The 16,937-nt window shown below is 61.7% G+C and carries 14 protein-coding genes; 8 read left to right on the top strand and 6 right to left on the bottom strand.

Annotation, left to right across the window (positions count from 1 at the left end):
- Positions 1-86 precede the first annotated feature (86 nt).
- The 3 genes from R5R33_RS12080 to R5R33_RS12070 all read right to left on the bottom strand — a co-directional run bounded on the left by R5R33_RS12080 (position 87) and on the right by R5R33_RS12070 (position 5,985).
- Positions 87-1,046, bottom strand: coding sequence for a branched-chain amino acid transaminase (locus R5R33_RS12080; protein WP_318952954.1), 960 nt, complete (start codon positions 1,044-1,046; stop codon positions 87-89).
- Between the two features lie 195 nt (positions 1,047-1,241).
- Entirely contained in the window at positions 1,242-4,115 is a 2,874-nt protein-coding gene (glnE, locus tag R5R33_RS12075) for a bifunctional [glutamate--ammonia ligase]-adenylyl-L-tyrosine phosphorylase/[glutamate--ammonia-ligase] adenylyltransferase (protein WP_318952953.1), read from the bottom strand.
- 94 nt (positions 4,116-4,209) lie between these two features.
- A complete protein-coding gene (locus tag R5R33_RS12070; protein WP_318952952.1) occupies positions 4,210-5,985 on the bottom strand; it encodes a GspE/PulE family protein in 1,776 nt (591 codons plus the stop codon).
- Positions 5,986-6,186: 201 nt separating this feature from the next.
- Between R5R33_RS12070 and R5R33_RS12065 the strand changes: the two genes are divergently transcribed.
- The 4 genes from R5R33_RS12065 to R5R33_RS12050 all read left to right on the top strand — a co-directional run bounded on the left by R5R33_RS12065 (position 6,187) and on the right by R5R33_RS12050 (position 8,709).
- Entirely contained in the window at positions 6,187-6,864 is a 678-nt protein-coding gene (locus R5R33_RS12065; RefSeq protein ID WP_318952951.1) for a TIGR00153 family protein, read from the top strand.
- 13 nt (positions 6,865-6,877) lie between these two features.
- The gene (locus R5R33_RS12060; RefSeq protein WP_318952950.1) at positions 6,878-8,158 is read left to right on the top strand and encodes an inorganic phosphate transporter; all 1,281 of its coding nucleotides are present in this window, start codon (positions 6,878-6,880) and stop codon (positions 8,156-8,158) included.
- Positions 8,159-8,246: 88 nt separating this feature from the next.
- Positions 8,247-8,627, top strand: coding sequence for a hypothetical protein (locus R5R33_RS12055; RefSeq protein ID WP_318955768.1), 381 nt, complete (start codon positions 8,247-8,249; stop codon positions 8,625-8,627).
- Entirely contained in the window at positions 8,557-8,709 is a 153-nt protein-coding gene (locus R5R33_RS12050) for a hypothetical protein (protein ID WP_318955731.1), read from the top strand. Before R5R33_RS12055 ends, R5R33_RS12050 begins: the two co-directional genes overlap by 71 nt.
- A gap of 80 nt (positions 8,710-8,789) precedes the next feature.
- Here the strand turns inward: R5R33_RS12050 and R5R33_RS12045 are convergent, their stop codons facing one another.
- Together R5R33_RS12045 and R5R33_RS12040 are read right to left on the bottom strand one after the other, a co-directional pair.
- Positions 8,790-10,052: a M24 family metallopeptidase gene (locus R5R33_RS12045; RefSeq protein WP_318952949.1), complete on the bottom strand. Its 1,263-nt coding sequence runs from the start codon at positions 10,050-10,052 to the stop codon at positions 8,790-8,792.
- A 168-nt stretch (positions 10,053-10,220) separates the two neighbouring features.
- Positions 10,221-10,685, bottom strand: a complete 465-nt coding sequence (locus R5R33_RS12040; RefSeq protein ID WP_318955730.1) for a DUF6314 family protein — start codon at positions 10,683-10,685, stop codon at positions 10,221-10,223.
- Positions 10,686-10,709: 24 nt separating this feature from the next.
- Between R5R33_RS12040 and R5R33_RS12035 the strand changes: the two genes are divergently transcribed.
- The 4 genes from R5R33_RS12035 (at position 10,710) to ilvD (ending at position 16,144) form a co-directional block, all read left to right on the top strand.
- Positions 10,710-11,567 carry a carboxylate/amino acid/amine transporter gene (locus R5R33_RS12035; protein ID WP_318952948.1) on the top strand — a complete coding sequence of 286 codons (858 nt, stop codon included), beginning with the start codon at positions 10,710-10,712 and terminating at the stop codon, positions 11,565-11,567.
- A 32-nt stretch (positions 11,568-11,599) separates the two neighbouring features.
- On the top strand, positions 11,600-12,763 hold the full coding sequence (gene argE / locus R5R33_RS12030; protein WP_318952947.1) for an acetylornithine deacetylase: 1,164 nt from the start codon (positions 11,600-11,602) through the stop codon (positions 12,761-12,763).
- Positions 12,764-12,826: 63 nt separating this feature from the next.
- The gene (argA, locus tag R5R33_RS12025) at positions 12,827-14,140 is read left to right on the top strand and encodes an amino-acid N-acetyltransferase (RefSeq protein WP_318952946.1); all 1,314 of its coding nucleotides are present in this window, start codon (positions 12,827-12,829) and stop codon (positions 14,138-14,140) included.
- 168 nt (positions 14,141-14,308) lie between these two features.
- Entirely contained in the window at positions 14,309-16,144 is a 1,836-nt protein-coding gene (gene ilvD / locus R5R33_RS12020; protein WP_318952945.1) for a dihydroxy-acid dehydratase, read from the top strand.
- Between the two features lie 56 nt (positions 16,145-16,200).
- On the opposite strand, the gene R5R33_RS12015 is transcribed toward ilvD, so the two are convergent.
- Positions 16,201-16,863, bottom strand: a complete 663-nt coding sequence (locus R5R33_RS12015) for an energy transducer TonB (protein ID WP_318952944.1) — start codon at positions 16,861-16,863, stop codon at positions 16,201-16,203.
- Positions 16,864-16,937 lie beyond the last annotated feature (74 nt).

The following is a 16,937-nucleotide window of genomic DNA, read 5'->3' as shown; positions in this document are numbered from 1 at the left end:
CCACCGCACGGATCACACCTCAGCAGGCATAAAAAAAGCGGAGACCTTGCGGACTCCGCCTTTTCTGACTGCGATAGCTTCAACCGTCAGGCAGATGCCGCCTGCGGCGGCTGGCAGCCCTCGTGCACATCGCTGAGCCAGCCCATATGCGCCGGGCTGCGGCCCTGCACCGCGTCGAAATACATCTGCTGCAGGCGCTTGGTTATGGGCCCGCGGCGGCCGCAACCGATGGTGCGGCCGTCGAGCATGCGGATTGGCAGTACTTCTGCGGCGGTACCGGTGAAGAAGGCCTCGTCGGCGATGTACACCTCGTCGCGGGTGATGCGTTTCTCCACCACCTTGTAACCGCACTCCTCCGCCAGTTGGATCACCGACTTGCGGGTGATGCCATCGAGGCAGGAAGTGAGTTCCGGGGTATAGATCACGCCGTCGCTCACCAGGAAGAAGTTCTCACCACTGCCCTCGGCCACATAGCCTTCCGGGTCCAGCAGCAGTGCCTCCTCGCAGCCGTTGCGGATCGCCTCCTGCAGCGCGAGCATGGAGTTGATGTAGTTGCCGTTGGCCTTCGCCTTGCACATGGCGATGTTCACGTGGTGGCGGGTATAGGACGAGGTGTTGACCTTGATACCCAGCTCTTTTGCCTCCGGGCTCATGTAGCTCGGCCACTCCCAGGCGGCGACAATCACGTGGGTCTGCAGCTTGTCCGCACGCAGGCCCATGCCCTCGGAGCCGTAAAATGCCATAGGGCGCAGGTAGGCTTCCTTGAGGCCGTTCTCCCGCACCACCAGACGCTGGGCTTCGTTCAACTGCTCCACATCCCACGGCATGGGCATGTTCATGATCTTGGCAGAGCGGAACAGGCGGCGGGTGTGTTCGTGAAGGCGGAAGATGCTGGTGCCGCCGTCGGCGGTCTGATAGGCGCGCACGCCCTCGAACACGCCCATTCCGTAGTGCAGAGTGTGGGTGAGTACATGTACCCGGGCATCGCGCCACGGAACCAGTTCACCGTCAAACCAGATAACGCCGTCTCTATCGGCAAATGACATGGGAAACTCCTGCAAGAATTCAGTTACGCACTCTGTAGGAGCTTTTGCCTGGGGAGGGAAGTCGAGCCCGGACATTGGGCAGATCGAACCAGTTCGCCAGCAGGCTGGCTCCTACAGCACAGAGCCAGTGAAAAACAGTTTAAGCAGGCAGCGAATAAAACACCGGGGAAAACACTCTCTCCCGAGGGAGATGGCTCAGCCCAGTATCTGCTGCCAGGTTGTTTCAACGGTCTTTCTTTCCGCTTCGAATTGGTCACCGGATACAACCCCGGGCAGCTGTTGTAATGCCAGGCGATGACCTTCAGATCGGTAGGCTTTGTAGGCGTCGATCAAATGCGCGGCCTGGTGAGCCGGCATCAGGCCCGCCTCAGTGAGGCTTTCAAGAATGCGAATATTATCGGTATATCGCACGATTGATGGGGCGCTGTGCGCCCAGGCCAATGCGGCATATTGAACCATAAATTCAATGTCGACAATACCGCCCCGACCGTGCTTGAGATCGAATTCCCGATCATTGCTCTTATCGAGCTGCGCACGCATTTTATTGCGCATATCCACCACTTCTTCACGCAATTTCTGCTCATCTCGCGGCGCACAAAGCAGTTCAATGCGCAGGGTTTCAAACGCAGCACCGAGTCGCTCGCTACCAGCAACCGCACGGGTGCGCACCAGTGCCTGGCGCTCCCAGGTCCAGGCGCTCTCGCGCTGGTATTTTTCGAACGCCACCAGCGAGGTCACCAGCAGACCGGAATTGCCGGAAGGACGCAGGCGGGTGTCCACCTCGTACAGCGAGCCACTTAGCGTGCGCGTCTGCAGGATATGAATCAGGCGCTGGGCGAGGCGGGTGTAGAAGCTCAGGTTGTCGATGGATCTTTCACCGTCGGTGTACTGTTGCGCCTCGGCGTCGTGCACAAACACGATATCCAGGTCCGAGCCGTGGCCGAGTTCCAGACCGCCGAGCTTGCCGTAGGCGACGATGGCAAAGCGCATTTCCTCCGCACTTGTGCCCGCGGGTGCACCGTGCTTTTCCGTTACCTGCTGCCAGGCGAGCTGCAGCGACTGCTGCAGAATCGCCTCGGCGAGCCAGGTGAGGGAATCGCTCACTTTCATCAGCGGCAGCGCGCCGGTAATTTCCTGGGCGGCGATACGCAGGCTCTGCCCCTGCTTGAAATGGCGCAGCGCTTCCATCTGCGCCTCCAGATCCTCCGGGTCCACCCGCAGCATATGTTGGCGCAGGTCGTCGGCAATATCTTTGGCGGTGGAAGGCTGTAACAGCCGGCGCTGGTCGAGCATTTCATCCAGCAGGATGGGATGGCGCGCCAACTGCTCGGCGATCCACGGCGAGGCGCTGCACAACCGCAGCAACTGGGTCAGCACCGGCGGATTTTCGATGATTAGCACCAGATAGGCACTGCGGCGCAAAATGGAACGCAGCAGCGGCATCACCCGGCCCAACGCCAGCAATGGCTCACTCACCTCGGACGCCGCCGCCAGCAACAGCGGCATGGTCTGGTCCAGGCGCTGACGACCGGACGCCGGCAGAGCCGCGACAATGCGATCACCACGCAGGTCCAGCAGAAGATCCAGCGCCTTGGACGCCGGCTGGAAACCACCCTCGTGCAGTTGCTCCAGCCAGCTATCCCGCTCCTCGGCGCGCGCGCAACCGGCCCACAACATCTGCCACTGTTCGCCGGGGCTGATCTCGCCGCTCTCTTCCGGCGGTGCGATCACCTCGTCGAATTCACGCTCGATGACCGTGCGGGCCTCCAGTAGTTTGCTTTCCAGTGCCGGCCAATTTTCGTAGCCCAGTGCAAACGCCAGCTGCTCGCGGCGCGCGGGTTCCGGCGGCAGCGTCTGGGTCTGCTGGTCTTTGTCCGCCTGCAGGCCGTGCTCCACCCGACGCAACAGCAGGTAGGCATCGCGCAACTGCGCGGCACAGCCCGCCGGCAGATGGCCACCCGCTTCTAGCTGTGGCAGCACTTTCAGGATATTGCGCACCCGCAGATCCGGCTCGCGGCCACCGCGGATCAGCTGGAACGCCTGCGCGATAAATTCCACTTCGCGGATGCCACCGCGCCCAAGCTTGATGTTGTCGGTCATGCCGCGCGCGCGCACCTGGCGCTGGATCAGGGTTTTCATTTCCCTGAGCGCCTCGATCACACTGAAGTCGATATAGCGGCGGTAGGTGAAAGGCCGCAGCAGTTCTATCAAGTCTTCCGCCGCTTCTGCGGCGCCCTCGCCCGCCATGGCCACAGGTCGTGCCTTGATCATCGCGTAGCGCTCCCACTCCCGCCCCTGGGTCTGGTAGTAGTCTTCCAGTGCCGCGTAATGGCTCACCAGCGGGCCGCTGTCGCCGTAAGGGCGCAGGCGCATATCCACGCGAAAGACAAAACCGTCGGCGGTGGTGGCATCCAGGGTCTTGATCAGGCGCTGACCGAGGCGTTGGAAGTAAGCCTGATTTTCCAGCGGGCTCTGCCCGTCGCTCTGGCCGGGCTCCGGATAGGCGAAGATCAGGTCGATATCCGAGGACAGGTTCAGTTCCCGCGCTCCCAGCTTGCCCATGCCCAGCACGACCATCGGCTGCGCTACACCGCCCCGGTTGCGCGGCTCGCCGTGACGCTCGAGCATTCTCTCCCGGTGCCAGTCGAGCGCGGCCTGGATACAGACTTCCGCCAGTTCCGTCAGCCGCGCACACGCCGCGGGAATATCCCACTGGCCGGCAAAGTCCCGGAAGATCACTTCCGCATTCACCCGGTTCCTGAGCTGGCGCAAGGTCTTTTCCAGTGCCTGCTCGGAATCCAAAGCTGTTAGATCGGGCGCAGCAATGCCGAGATCATCACTGCCCAGTAACTGCTGCAGCAGCGCGGGGTTGCGACTGCACTGCTGCATAAAAAAGTCCGAGCCGACCATGGCTCGCGCCACAGCGATCTGTCGCGCCGCATCGTTTTCCAGCAGTCCACTTACTGCGCCGGCAGCCTCATTTCCCACCTGCTCACACCAGCTTTGCCACTGCTGTTGCAGACGGGATTGCAGATGCTCGGGACAGACGGCGTCGGGAAAGGGCAGCACGGAAGAGTCCTTTTACGTGAATTTGAGGATGCAGAGATTTGGGTAAGTATAAAAAGCCGACCGGCGGACCAGTAGGTCCGCGCACTATGGCCGCTTAAAAGGCGATATCCGGCGGCGGTGCCACCCGCAGCACTTCCTGTACCGTGGTAATGCCTGCGGCGACTTTTTTCGCCCCGGATAAACGCAGGCTGCTCATGCCCTCGCGCATGCCTTGCCTACGCACCAGTTGCAGGTCGCAGTCGTGGGTGATCAGGGCCTGGATGCCCTCGCTGAACGGCAGGATTTCGTAGATGCCCTGGCGGCCGCGGTAGCCGGTGTTGCGGCAGTCGAGGCAGCCCTCGGGCTGATACACCACTTCCGGTTTCGGCGCCCGCCAGGGCTTCACCAGCGCCTGCCAGTCCTCATCACTGATCTCCGCCTTGCGCTTGCAGCTTGGGCACAGGGTGCGCACCAGGCGCTGGGCCATGACCCCGAGCACGGTGGATTTCAGCAGATAGTGGGGCAGCCCCAGGTCCAGCAAACGGGTAACCGCGGTGGGCGCATCGTTGGTGTGCAGGGTGGAGATCACCAGGTGGCCGGTGAGTGCGGCCTGCACCGCCATCTGCGCGGTTTCCAGGTCGCGGATCTCCCCCACCATGATGATGTCCGGGTCCTGGCGCATCAGGGTGCGGATACCGGCGGCGAAATCCAGGCCAATACTGTGGTGCACCTGGGTCTGGTTGAAGCTCTCCTCCACCATCTCGATGGGGTCCTCGATGGTGGAGACATTCACCTCTGTGGAGGCCAGCTGTTTGAGCGCCGTGTACAGGGTGGTGGTTTTACCGGAGCCGGTGGGACCGGTCACCAGCACGATACCGTTGGGACGGCCGAGCATGGTCTGCCAGCGGTCGAGGTCATCACCGGCGAGGCCAAGGTCGTTGTAGGAGCGCGCCAGCACCTCGGGGTCGAAGATCCGCATCACCAGTTTTTCGCCGAAGGCGGTGGGCAGGGTGGAGAGGCGCAGCTCCACCTCACTGCCGTCCGGGCGCTTGGTCTTGATGCGGCCATCCTGGGGTTTGCGCTTCTCCGCCACGTTCATGCGCCCGAGGATTTTCAGGCGGCTGGTGACGGCGGCGTTCACCGCATCCGGCAACTCGTGGATCGGGTGCAGGATGCCGTCGATACGGAAGCGGATGCGCCCGATATCCCGGCGCGGTTCGATATGGATGTCACTGGCGCGCTGATCGAAGGCGTGCTGCAGCAGCCAGTCGACGATATTGACGATGTGCTGGTCGTTGGCCTCCGGGTCTTTGAGGTTGCCGAGCTCCAGCAGCTGCTCGAAATTGTTGGCGCCAGAGGTGCCCTTGAGACCGCTGGCGCCGGTGATGGAGTGGGCCAGGGAGTAGAACTCGGTGCAGTAGCGTTTGATATCCGCCGGGTCCGCCACCACCCGCTGCACCGTGCGCCCGCTGGTGTGCTCCAGCTGCTCTTCCCAGCCGGCGGTGTAGGGCTGGGCGGTGGCAACCAGCAGCATTTCCTTGCTGGCCTCCACACACAGGATCTGGTGGCGTTTGGCGAACTGGAAACTCATCACCTCGGTCACCGCCGCCACATTCACTTTGAGCGGATCGATATGGTAGAGCCCGTGAGAAGAAGTATCCGCCAGCCACTGGGTGAGGGTTGCGGCGTCCAGCGCCTTGCCCGGTCTTTTCTGGTTGGGCAGCTCGCAGCTGGCGATATAGGTGAGCGGGTGCATCTGCGCCTGTTCGGCAGAGCGCGGGGTGCCGATCAGGCGGTTGGCGTCCGGGCGACCGACATACCCCTGGCTCACCAGGTCTTCCAGCAGCCCCGGCAGGTCGAGAATCCGGTCCGCCATTTTGCTCACAGCCATTTCCTTGCACCCGTCTACGCTTATTGTGAAGGCGCATTGTAGCTCTTATGGCGGACGGCAACAGTGCAGCAGGTCCGCTGAAAACTCACGAAACCAAAGCGTCACTGTGCCCTCGGCAGATGTTGGGGTACCATGCCGCCAAATTTGGCCACCCGTGGTGGCTTTTCGACCAACTGTCAGGACCGGAAAAAGGAACAAACCATGCCCCTGTCCAATATCGCCAACCTGTTCGGCCGCTCGCCGATCAAGCCCATCAAGGAGCACATGGCGACTGCCCACAAGGCGTCAGCGGATCTGGTGCCATTCTTTGAAGCCCTTATGCAGGGCGACTACACCACTGCTAAAACTATCCAGCAGCGTATCTCCGCCACCGAGAACCGCGCCGACGACATCAAGAAAGACCTGCGCCTGCACCTGCCGGACAGCCTGTTCATGCCGGTGTCCCGCACCGACCTGCTGGAACTGCTGCACGCCCAGGACGAAGTGGCCAACACCGCCCAGGACATCGCCGGCCTCGCCATTGGCCGCCAGATGGAAGTGCCGGAAACGCTGCAGGCCATGATGACCACCTTCGTGGAAAGTGCCGTGGCCGCCTCCGCCCAGGCGCTCACCGCCATCAACGAACTGGACGAACTGCTGGAGTCCGGCTTCGCAGGTCGTGAAGTGGACATCGCCCAGCGCATGACCGAAGAGCTGGACGAGCTCGAGCGCAAGTCCGACAAGCTGGAAGTGCAGGTGCGCTCCGCCCTGTTCAAGATCGAAAAAGAACTGCCTCCCGTGGACGTGATCTTCCTCTATCGCGTTATCGAGTGGGTCGGCGACCTGGCCGACCGCGCTCACGCTGTCGGCAACCGACTACAGCTGCTGCTGGCGCGTTAATAGAGGACACTTCATGGATATCATTGCTCAGTACGGCCACATCTTCCTGATCCTGGCCTGCGTCTTCGGCTTCTTCATGGCTTGGGGCGTGGGCGCAAACGACGTGGCCAACGCCATGGGAACCTCCGTCGGTTCCCGCGCGCTTACCATCAAGCAGGCGATCATCATCGCCATGATTTTCGAGTTCGCCGGTGCGTATCTGGCGGGCGGCGAAGTGACCGCCACCATCCGCAAGGGAATCATCTCCCCGGACCTGTTTACCGATAAACCGGAACTGCTGATCTACGGCATGCTGTCGGCCCTGTTGGCTGCGGGCACCTGGCTGATGATCGCGAGTATTCTGGGCTGGCCGGTTTCCACTACCCACTCCATCGTCGGTGCCATTGTCGGCTTCTCTGCGGTAGGTATTTCCGTGGACGCGGTGTCCTGGGGCAAGGTGGGCAGCATCGTCGCCAGCTGGGTGGTTTCCCCGCTACTGGCGGGCACCTTCTCGTTCCTCTTGTTCCGAAGCGTGCAGCGCCTGATCCTCAATACCGAAGATCCGTTCACCAACGCCAAGCGCTACATCCCGATCTACATGTTCGCGGTGGGCTGGATGATCGCCATGGTGACCCTCACCAAAGGTCTCAAGCATGTGCTGGCAGATGCCAATATCAAGCTGAGCTTCTGGCAGGATGCGCTGATTGCCGGCGTAGCGGGCCTGATCGTGATGGGCGTGGGTATGGCGATGATCAAGCGCATCAAGCGCGATCCCGAGCGCGAGCGCGGCAACCGCTTCGCCAACGTGGAGCGCGTATTCGCCATCCTGATGATCTTCACCGCCTGTGCCATGGCCTTTGCCCACGGTTCCAACGATGTGGCCAACGCGGTCGGCCCGCTGGCGGCGATCGTCAACACCGTGCAGCAGGGCGCAGTGACTGCCAAAGCCGTCATGCCCTCGTGGATCCTGCTGCTGGGGGGTATCGGTATTGTGGTGGGTCTCGCCACCTACGGCTTCAAGGTGATGGCCACCATCGGCCAGAAGATCACCGAGCTGACCCCGAGCCGCGGTTTCGCCGCCGAGCTGGGTGCCGCCTCCACCGTGGTACTGGCCTCCGGCACCGGTCTGCCAATCTCTACCACCCACACCCTGGTGGGTGCGGTGCTCGGCGTGGGCCTGGCGCGTGGCATCGGCGCACTCAACCTGCGCATGATCACCACCATCGTCGCCTCCTGGATCGTCACCCTGCCCGCGGGCGCGGGCCTCGCCATCCTGTTCTTCTTCTTCTTCAAGGGTGTGTTTGGCTGGCAATAGCCACTGCCAACTTCACCTGTTAAAAAGGGAGCCTCTGGCTCCCTTTTTTATTGGTTTTATTTCCGGCATTTGAGAGAAGGCCTCCCCCATGCAACTAACCATGCAACTGCCCATCTACCAGGCCGACGCTTTCACCTCCGAACTGTTCAAAGGCAACCCCGCCGCCTATGTCCCCCTGGCCCGCTGGCTCGACGACCAGCTGCTGCTGGAGTTCGCCTCTGCCGAGGTGGTCGCCGGCCTGTCACCGGATATGCGTGAGCTGCTGAAGCTGCCCTACAAGGGTCTGATCTGCACCGCGCCCGGCGAAGGATTTGGTTGCGACTTCGTCAGCCGCTTCTTCGCCCCCCGCCATTGGTATCGACGAAGACCCGGTGACCGGCTCCGCACACACCCGGCTGGTGCCGTTCTGGGCGCAAAAGCTGGAAAAGACGAATCTGTACGCCAAACAGATCTCGCCCCGCGGCGGTGACCTGGACTGTGAGCTGAGGGGAGACCGGGTGATCATGCGCGGGCGCGCGGTCACCTACCTGCGCGGCCAGATCAGCCTGTAAACGAAGCGGAAAACAGAAGTGAAGGGGGGGAGCGGGCAACGGGCTGCCGCATGCTCCCCCAAAGGTCACCCCAGAAAGGGTTACCCCAGGCGCCCCAGCGGGCTGGCGAGACTTTCCGGAGGCACGGTAAACCAGGCGGGGCCGTCGGCGGTCATGTACAGGCAGTCCTCGAGGCGCACACCGAACTCGCCGGGGAGATAGAGGCCCGGCTCATTGGAAAAACACATGCCGGGCGCTAGCTCGGTTTTCTCCCCGCGCACGAAATTCACCGGCTCGTGTCCCTCCATACCGATGCCGTGTCCGGTGCGGTGGGAGAGCCCGGGCAGGCGGTAGTCGGGCCCGAAACCATGCTTCAAGTAAAACGCCCGCACCGCGTCGTCGATGTTGCCCGCGGGGGCGCCGAGTTTGGCCGCCTCGAACGCCACGTTCTGCCCCTCCCGCACCAGCTGCCAGATTTGCTGCTGTTTCTTGCTGGGCTCACCGTAAACAAAAGTCCGCGAAATATCGGATTGGTAGCCCTCGACACTGCAACCGCAATCCATCAGTACAACCTGACCCTCGCGGATTTGTTGCGGCTGATCGGTTCCGTGGGGATAGGCACTGGCCTCGCCGAACAGGGCCATGGTCCAGACACCCTGCCCGCCCAGTGCGCTCTGCGCATCGTGCATCCGCTGGTTCACGTCGGCCGGCGTCATCCCCGGGCGCAGCTGATCCCACACCATGCCGTAGGCGGCGAGGGTAATCTCATTGGCCTTTTTCATCAGCGCCAGCTCCGCCGGGCTCTTCAGCATACGACAGCCGCGGGTGACAGGGTCCGCGCTCACCAGCTTGAACGATGGCAGCGCGTCGCGAATGCCATCAGCGACAAACCAGCGCACCGTGGCCTCGAGACCGATGACACCGGATTTGAAGCCCCGGTCCTTCAACACCCCGGCGATGCGCGCAAACGGACTTTCGTGTTCATTCCAGGTGCGCACATCCTCGCCGAATGTCATGGACTCACGCACGGAGGGCTCTTCGAAGAAGGGGGTCACCACCGCGATATCACCGCGTCTTGGAATGACCACACAGGTCAGACGCTCGGAGCGCCACCAGCGAATGCCGGTGAAATACAGCATCGCCGCACCCGGTTCGAGCACGATGGCGTCGATACCGTACTTTTGCATCAGCTGCTGTGCCCGCACCACCCGCGCCTGCCGCTCAGCGACGCTAATTGGCTGTACGCCCGCGAGCAGGGATTTGGGCTTTTTTTCTGTCGCCGGCGATTCGGCCGCACGCAGTGGCAGCCCCGGAGTAACCGCCAGCAGCGCAGCAGCTTTAAGTAATTGGCGTTTGGTCGGCATGAAATCTCTCCCCACATCTGCCAGTAGCATCGGTTATTTCTGGCGCGGCGCCAGTTTGCACGCCCGAGAGAGTATCCTGATTTGACAGGAAAAACAGGGGCGCTCATCGCAACAGATTGGCATTGTGGCTTGTATAGACGGGGGACAGAGACGATAGAAATACAGACACTACCAGTAGTGGTAATGCAGGCGTTCGTTCTTGCGCGGACCGTGGATCTGCCAGATAAGCTCGATCTTGTCGCTGTGTAGCAGGAGCTCGGCGGTGTAGGTATCGTCACCGCACAGATGTGGCGCCTGATGGCGGAAGCCATGCTCGGTGACCGGCACCAGGTTAAACAGCAGCACCGGAGTTTCCCGGCGCAAATGTTCCAGACGTACAGAATCGAGGCAGCGGGTCCAGCGGTAGCGGTTTTGCAGCGAGACTATATGACCATCGGCATCGGTAAATTCCGCCTGCTCATCGAACACAATATGTGCGCCGAAGCTGGTAACGTTCACTTCGCCGCGCCCGTGGCCGCGCCAGTTGGTTTTCGATCCCGGGCCGTTGCTGGCGTTGAAACTGAAGGCGCGGACCTTTTTCAGGCGCTCACAGAGTTGCGCTAGCGCCGCCAGGGATTTGTAATCCGCCTGCATATTCACCAAAGTATTTTTCCAATCATGCTACTGCTGATCCTCGTTACCCTGCTCTGGGCCTTTTCCTTCAGCTTGATCGGCGTTTATCTCGCCGGCCAGGTCGATAGTTATTTTTCCGTACTCACCCGGGTGCTGCTCGCCACCCTGGTATTCCTGCCGTTTCTCAACTGGCGCACACCACCGCGCACCGCGCTCACACTGATGGCCATCGGCGCCGTGCAGCTGGGGCTCATGTACCTGTTCTACTACCAGTCGTTCCTGCTGCTCAGCGTGCCCGAGGTGCTGCTGTTCACCATTTTCACCCCGGTGTATATCGCGTTGATCTACGACCTGCTCGCACGCCGCTTTTCTTGGTGGAACCTGCTGGTGGCCGCCACCGCCGTCATTGGTGCCGCGATCATCCGCTGGGACAACCTGAGCGGCGACTACTGGCAAGGCTTTTTTGTGGTGCAGGGCGCCAACCTGTGCTTCGCCACAGGCCAGGTGGCCTACAGGCAGTTTATGCAATCCTCCCGCGCGCGCACGGAGCCACTGCCACCGCGGCAGACCTTCGGCTGGTTTTTTATCGGCGCCAGTATTGTCGCCACCATCGCCTGGGTTGCACTCGGCACCCCCAAATACCCGGCAAATGTGACCCAGTGGGGCGTACTCGCCTGGCTCGGCGCGGTGGCCTCGGGAGTGGGCTATTTTCTCTGGAACAAGGGCGCAACGCAGGTTTCCCCCGGCACCCTGGCAGCGATGAACAACGCGCTGATTCCCGCCGGGTTGCTGGTCAACCTGCTGATCTGGAATCGCGACGCGAATCTGCCGCGGCTGTTCGCCGGCGGGCTGCTGATTTTTGTCGCCGTCGCCCTCAGCGAATGGCACAGTAAGCGCCGATAACCCGATAAATCGTTCACGCAAGGATAGTTACCATGAACGCCCGCACACTGCCCTCGTTGCAGCAACAGCTGCAACAACTGGTAGCCAGCCCCAGTGTCAGCGCCACCAATCCGAAATTGGATATGGGCAACCGCGGTGTCATCGACCTGCTGGCCGCCTGGCTCGACACCCTGGGCTTCGAGGTGCAGATCATGCCCATCGACGGCCAGCCGCATAAGGCCAATCTCATCGCCACGCTCGGCCGCGGCGATGGCGGGCTGGTGCTCTCCGGCCACACCGATACCGTACCTTACGATGACAACCGCTGGCAGTCGGATCCGTTCAAACTCAGCGAACGCGACAACCGTTTCTACGGTCTCGGCAGTACAGATATGAAGGGCTTTTTTCCCATCGCCATCGAGGCGGCGAAGGCCTTTGTCGATAAACCGCTGCAGCAGCCGCTGATTATTCTCGCCACCGCCGACGAGGAAACCTCGATGGCCGGTGCCCGCGCACTGGTAAAGGCCGGTATTCCGAAAGCGCGTTACGCCATCATCGGCGAACCCACCGGCCTCAAGCCGATTCGTATGCACAAGGGCATGATGATGCACGCGCTGCGTATCACCGGCCAGGCGGGTCACTCGTCGAACCCGGAATACGGCGCCAGCGCCCTGGAAGCCATGCACGGGGCCATGGGGGAAATCCTGAAGCTGCGCAGCGAGTGGCAGAGCCGCTACCAGAATCCCGGTTTTGCGGTGCAGGTGCCGACGCTAAATCTCGGCTGCATTCATGGCGGCGACAACCCCAACCGTATCTGCGGCCACACCGAGCTGCAGTTCGACCTGCGCCCGCTGCCGGGGATGCCCATGGAGGAGCTGCGCGGGGAATTGCACCAGCGCCTGAAGAACTGCATCCATGGCGAAAAAATTTCTTTCGATCTGGTGCCGTTGATCGGCGATGTGGAGCCCTATGAGGAGCCGGCACAATCGGAGCTGGTGAAAGTGGCGGAAAAGCTGACCGGCCACACTGCAGAGAGTGTGGCCTTCGCCACCGAGGCACCCTTTCTCCAGAAGCTGGGGATGCAGACCATTGTGCTCGGCCCCGGCGATATCGACCAGGCGCACCAGCCGGATGAGTACCTGGGTCTCGAGCGCATTGATCCGATGGTGGACATTCTGAAAGAGATGATCGGGCGCTTTTGCCTCCAGCAAAGATAGGTGTCCGCAGAAAATGCGGTATATTGCACCCCTAACGAATTCACCTGCTGAAGCGAAGAGATAGTGGATACCGAAAACTCAACTCTCAATTGGTTCCGAAACGCCGCGCCCTACATCAACGACCTGCGCGGGCGAACCCTGGTGGTTGCGATTCCCGGGGAGGGTTTTGAGCACGAAAACTTCCGCAACCTGGTGCACGACCTGACGCTGCTGATCAGCCTCGGCATGCGCCTGGTTGTAGTACACGGCGCGCGCGCGCAGGTGAATCGTGCACTGGAGAGCACCGGTATTCAGAGCCGTTTTTTCGGCAATACCCGCATCAGCGACCGCGATACCCTGGAAATCATCAAGGCCGCCATCGGCAAACTGCGCTTCGAAATCGAGGCCGCGTTTTCCCAAGGGCTGCCGGATTCCCCCATGGCGCGCGCCGCGCTGAAGGTAATTTCCGGCAACTTCGTCACCGCGCGTCCAGTCGGCATTATCGACGGCACCGACATGGGCTGGACCGGCAAGGTGCGGCGCATGGAAGTACCCGCGATTACCCGCGCGCTGGACGAGAGCTCGCTGGTGGTGCTTTCACCGCTCGGTACATCGCTCACCGGCGAGCTGTTCAGTCTCAACTATCTGGATCTCGCCGCCGAGGCCGCCAAGGCACTCAAGGCGGAAAAGCTGATTCTGTTCCGCGACCAGCCGTTTCTCGAGATTGACGGCGAGGCGGTGTATGACCTCAGCATTAATCAGGCGGAGGAAGCCGCAGAGGCCATCGACAGCGAAACCCTGAACTGCGCGCTCGTCGCCTGTAACGCGGGCACCCCGCGCGCGCACCTACTGAGCTACGCGGAAGACGGCGCGCTGTTGCAGGAGCTGTTCAGCCGCGAGGGCACCGGTACCATGATCTACCGCGACAGCTACGAGGTAGTGCGGCGCGCGCGGATCAACGACGTCGGCGGCATTCTCGGCCTGATCCGGCCGCTGGAAAAGCAGGGCATCCTGGTGCGCCGCTCGCGGGAAAAGCTCGAGGCGGAGATCGATCATTTCACCCTGGTGGAAGTGGACGGCACTACGGTGGCCTGCGCTGCGCTGTATCCGATTCTGGACGAACAGGGCGACACCATCGCCGCAGAGATTGCCTGCGTGGCGATTCATCCAGAATTTCGCGGCGGCGGCCGCGGTGCCAAACTGTTGCAGCATATGGAGCGACAGGCGAAGGCACTGGATCTGCCGGAAATTTTCGTGCTCACCACCCAGACCGAACACTGGTTTATCGAGCATGGATTTACCCAGGTGGAAGTGAGTGACCTGCCTGCCACCCGCAAATCCCTGTACAACATCCAGCGCAATTCCCGCGTTTTGCGCAAACGCCTCGCCAAGCAATAGGTTTGCCGAGACCGGCAATCTTTTCGGATAGACCTTGCGCGGTTTTATCCACCAGCCGGTGGCCGCGCAAAATTTCTTGCATTTTGCTACGCTGTCGCGCTTCCCGCCCGCAATCCGGGCGGCCGTTTTTACTGAATGCTGTCACTTATCAGAACAACGCGAATCACTATGCCTCAGTACCGTTCCCGCACCTCCACCGCCGGCCGTAACATGGCTGGCGCCCGCGCCCTGTGGCGCGCCACCGGCATGAAGGATGAAGATTTCCACAAGCCCATCATCGCCGTCGCCAACTCGTTTACCCAGTTTGTGCCCGGACACGTGCACCTGAAAGATATGGGCCAGCTGGTGGCGCGGGAGATCGAAAAGGCCGGCGGCGTGGCGAAGGAGTTCAACACCATCGCCGTGGACGACGGTATCGCCATGGGCCACGACGGTATGCTCTACAGCCTGCCCAGCCGCGAGATCATCGCGGACTCGGTGGAGTACATGGTGAATGCCCACTGCGCCGATGCGCTGGTGTGTATCTCCAACTGCGACAAGATTACCCCCGGTATGCTGATGGCCGCGCTGCGCCTGAATATCCCGGTGATCTTCGTTTCCGGCGGCCCCATGGAGGCGGGCAAGACCAAGCTCGCCGACCACAAGCTGGACCTGGTGGATGCTATGGTAATCGCCGCCACCGACTCCGCCTCCGACGAACAGGTGGCGGAATACGAGCGTTCCGCCTGCCCCACCTGCGGCTCCTGTTCCGGCATGTTCACCGCCAATTCCATGAACTGCCTGACCGAGGCGCTGGGCCTGTCACTGCCCGGCAACGGCACCATGCTCGCCACCCACGCAGATCGCGAACAACTGTTCCTGCGCGCGGGCCGCGAGATCGTCGCGCTGGCCAAGCGCTACTACGAAGAGGATGACCTCTCCGCACTGCCGCGCTCCATCGCCAGCCGCGCCGCGTTCAACAACGCCATGGCGCTGGACATCGCCATGGGCGGTTCTACCAACACCATCCTGCACCTACTGGCCGCGGCCCAGGAAGGCGAGGTGGACTTCACCCTCGCGGATATCGACCGCCTGTCGCGCAAGATTCCGCAGCTGTGCAAGGTGGCGCCTAATACCCAGAAATACCATATCGAGGATGTGCACCGCGCCGGCGGCGTAATGTCGATTCTCGGCGAACTGGAAGCCGGCGGCCTGTTCGACGCCAGCCTGCCCACGGTGTACAGCCGCACCTTCCGCGACGCGCTGGAGGAGTGGGACATCCGCCGCACCGACAATCCGGAAGTGCACAAATTTTTCCGTGCCGGTCCTGCGGGCATTCCCACCCAACAGGCGTTCAGCCAGGACTGCCGTTGGAACAATCTGGACGGCGACCGCGAAAACGGCTGTATCCGCTCCGTTGAGCACGCTTACTCACAGGAAGGCGGACTGGCGGTGCTGTTCGGCAACCTGGCCCCGGACGGCTGTGTGGTGAAAACCTCCGGGGTGGAAGAAGAGCTGTGGCACTTTGAGGGCCCGGCACACATCGTCGAGAGCCAGGAAGATGCGGTGGCAAATATTCTCGCCGGCAAGGTGAAGGAAGGCGAAGCGGTGATCGTACGCTACGAGGGTCCCAAGGGCGGCCCCGGTATGCAGGAAATGCTGTACCCCACCAGTTACCTGAAATCCAAAGGGCTGGGTAAATCCTGCGCCCTGATCACCGATGGCCGTTTCTCCGGCGGCACCTCAGGCCTCTCCATCGGCCACGTGTCCCCGGAAGCGGCAGGTGGCGGCAACATCGGCCTGGTACAGGATGGCGACCTGGTGCGCATCGATATCCCCAAGCGCCTGATCGAAGTGGATATTCCAGAAGCGGAACTCCACCGCCGCCGCGAGGCCATGAACCACAAGGGCGCCGACGGCTGGAAGCCGACCAAGCCCCGTCCGCGCAAGGTCAGCAAGGCACTCAAGGCCTACGCCCTGCTCGCCACCAGCGCCGACCGGGGAGCGGTGCGGGAGATCGACTGATCTTCTTGGTAGAAAAAATAGCGGGCATTGCCCGCTATTTTTTTATGCGCCTCTCGTTATTGCGCCAGTTTGAATGAAATCCGGTTACGCACGCCGTGCTGCTCCACCGGCTGCCCCTCTGACATCGGCGGGCGGTACTTGAAACGCTCCACCGCATTCAGCGCTGCGCTGTTAAACACATCCGTCGGCAGACCCGCACTGTCGTAGCCGCCAACTACAAACGGGTCTCTCACGCTGCCGTTTTTGGTTATGGTGAACTCCACCACCACATAGCCTTCGATCCCACGCGCCAGTGCGCGGCGCGGGTACTGCGGCGCCGGCTTGTAGATCGGAAGCGGGTCCGCACTCACGACGGCCGGCCCGATAGTGCTGCGATCAACCACCGGAGGATCCAGTGTCAGCGGAATTTCCCCCGGGTCTACCTTGTGCTGCACCTCGACGCGCTGCATGGGTGGCGGCAACTCCTGCTGCTTGAGTGCCGGTTCGGATTTGTACACCGTCGGTTTTACCTCGGGCATATGGATACTCAGCACCTTTGGCAAAGGGTCGTCCACCGGTGCCTGGTAATCCGTGGCGATCAGTTGCGTCATGCCAAGCAGCAACAGCCCGGTTACGCCAAGGGCAAACCCACCACTGCGCAGCAGCTGTGCCGATCTGAACGGGATGGAAATTGGATTGGAAAATTGAGGACTGGAATTGAGCGGATAGGCCTGTTCCATAAACACCTCTCCTTTTTATTTTCAGGTGTTGAAAGGTAGCGCCAGCTCGCATGCAGTGGCGCTTTGGAAAAAGC

It is taken from the genome of Microbulbifer pacificus (genome assembly GCF_033723955.1).
In the GTDB taxonomy this organism is placed as follows: Bacteria; Pseudomonadota; Gammaproteobacteria; order Pseudomonadales; family Cellvibrionaceae; genus Microbulbifer; species Microbulbifer pacificus.
Note: the sequence above shows the minus strand (reverse complement) of the source record. Positions and strands in the feature narration are given on the sequence as shown.

Excerpts from the sequence above, each read along its gene's own strand:
- R5R33_RS12080 (WP_318952954.1), bottom strand. The coding sequence starts at position 1,046 with ATGTCATTTGCCGATAGAGACGGCGTTATCTGGTTTGACGGTGAACTG.
- R5R33_RS12070 (WP_318952952.1), bottom strand. The coding sequence starts at position 5,985 with ATGGCTGTGAGCAAAATGGCGGACCGGATTCTCGACCTGCCGGGGCTG.
- R5R33_RS12065 (WP_318952951.1), top strand. The coding sequence starts at position 6,187 with ATGCCCCTGTCCAATATCGCCAACCTGTTCGGCCGCTCGCCGATCAAG.
- R5R33_RS12060 (WP_318952950.1), top strand. The coding sequence starts at position 6,878 with ATGGATATCATTGCTCAGTACGGCCACATCTTCCTGATCCTGGCCTGC.
- R5R33_RS12055 (WP_318955768.1), top strand. The coding sequence starts at position 8,247 with ATGCAACTAACCATGCAACTGCCCATCTACCAGGCCGACGCTTTCACC.
- R5R33_RS12045 (WP_318952949.1), bottom strand. The coding sequence starts at position 10,052 with ATGCCGACCAAACGCCAATTACTTAAAGCTGCTGCGCTGCTGGCGGTT.
- R5R33_RS12040 (WP_318955730.1), bottom strand. The coding sequence starts at position 10,685 with ATGCAGGCGGATTACAAATCCCTGGCGGCGCTAGCGCAACTCTGTGAG.
- R5R33_RS12035 (WP_318952948.1), top strand. The coding sequence starts at position 10,710 with ATGCTACTGCTGATCCTCGTTACCCTGCTCTGGGCCTTTTCCTTCAGC.
- argE (WP_318952947.1), top strand. The coding sequence starts at position 11,600 with ATGAACGCCCGCACACTGCCCTCGTTGCAGCAACAGCTGCAACAACTG.
- ilvD (WP_318952945.1), top strand. The coding sequence starts at position 14,309 with ATGCCTCAGTACCGTTCCCGCACCTCCACCGCCGGCCGTAACATGGCT.
- R5R33_RS12015 (WP_318952944.1), bottom strand. The coding sequence starts at position 16,863 with ATGGAACAGGCCTATCCGCTCAATTCCAGTCCTCAATTTTCCAATCCA.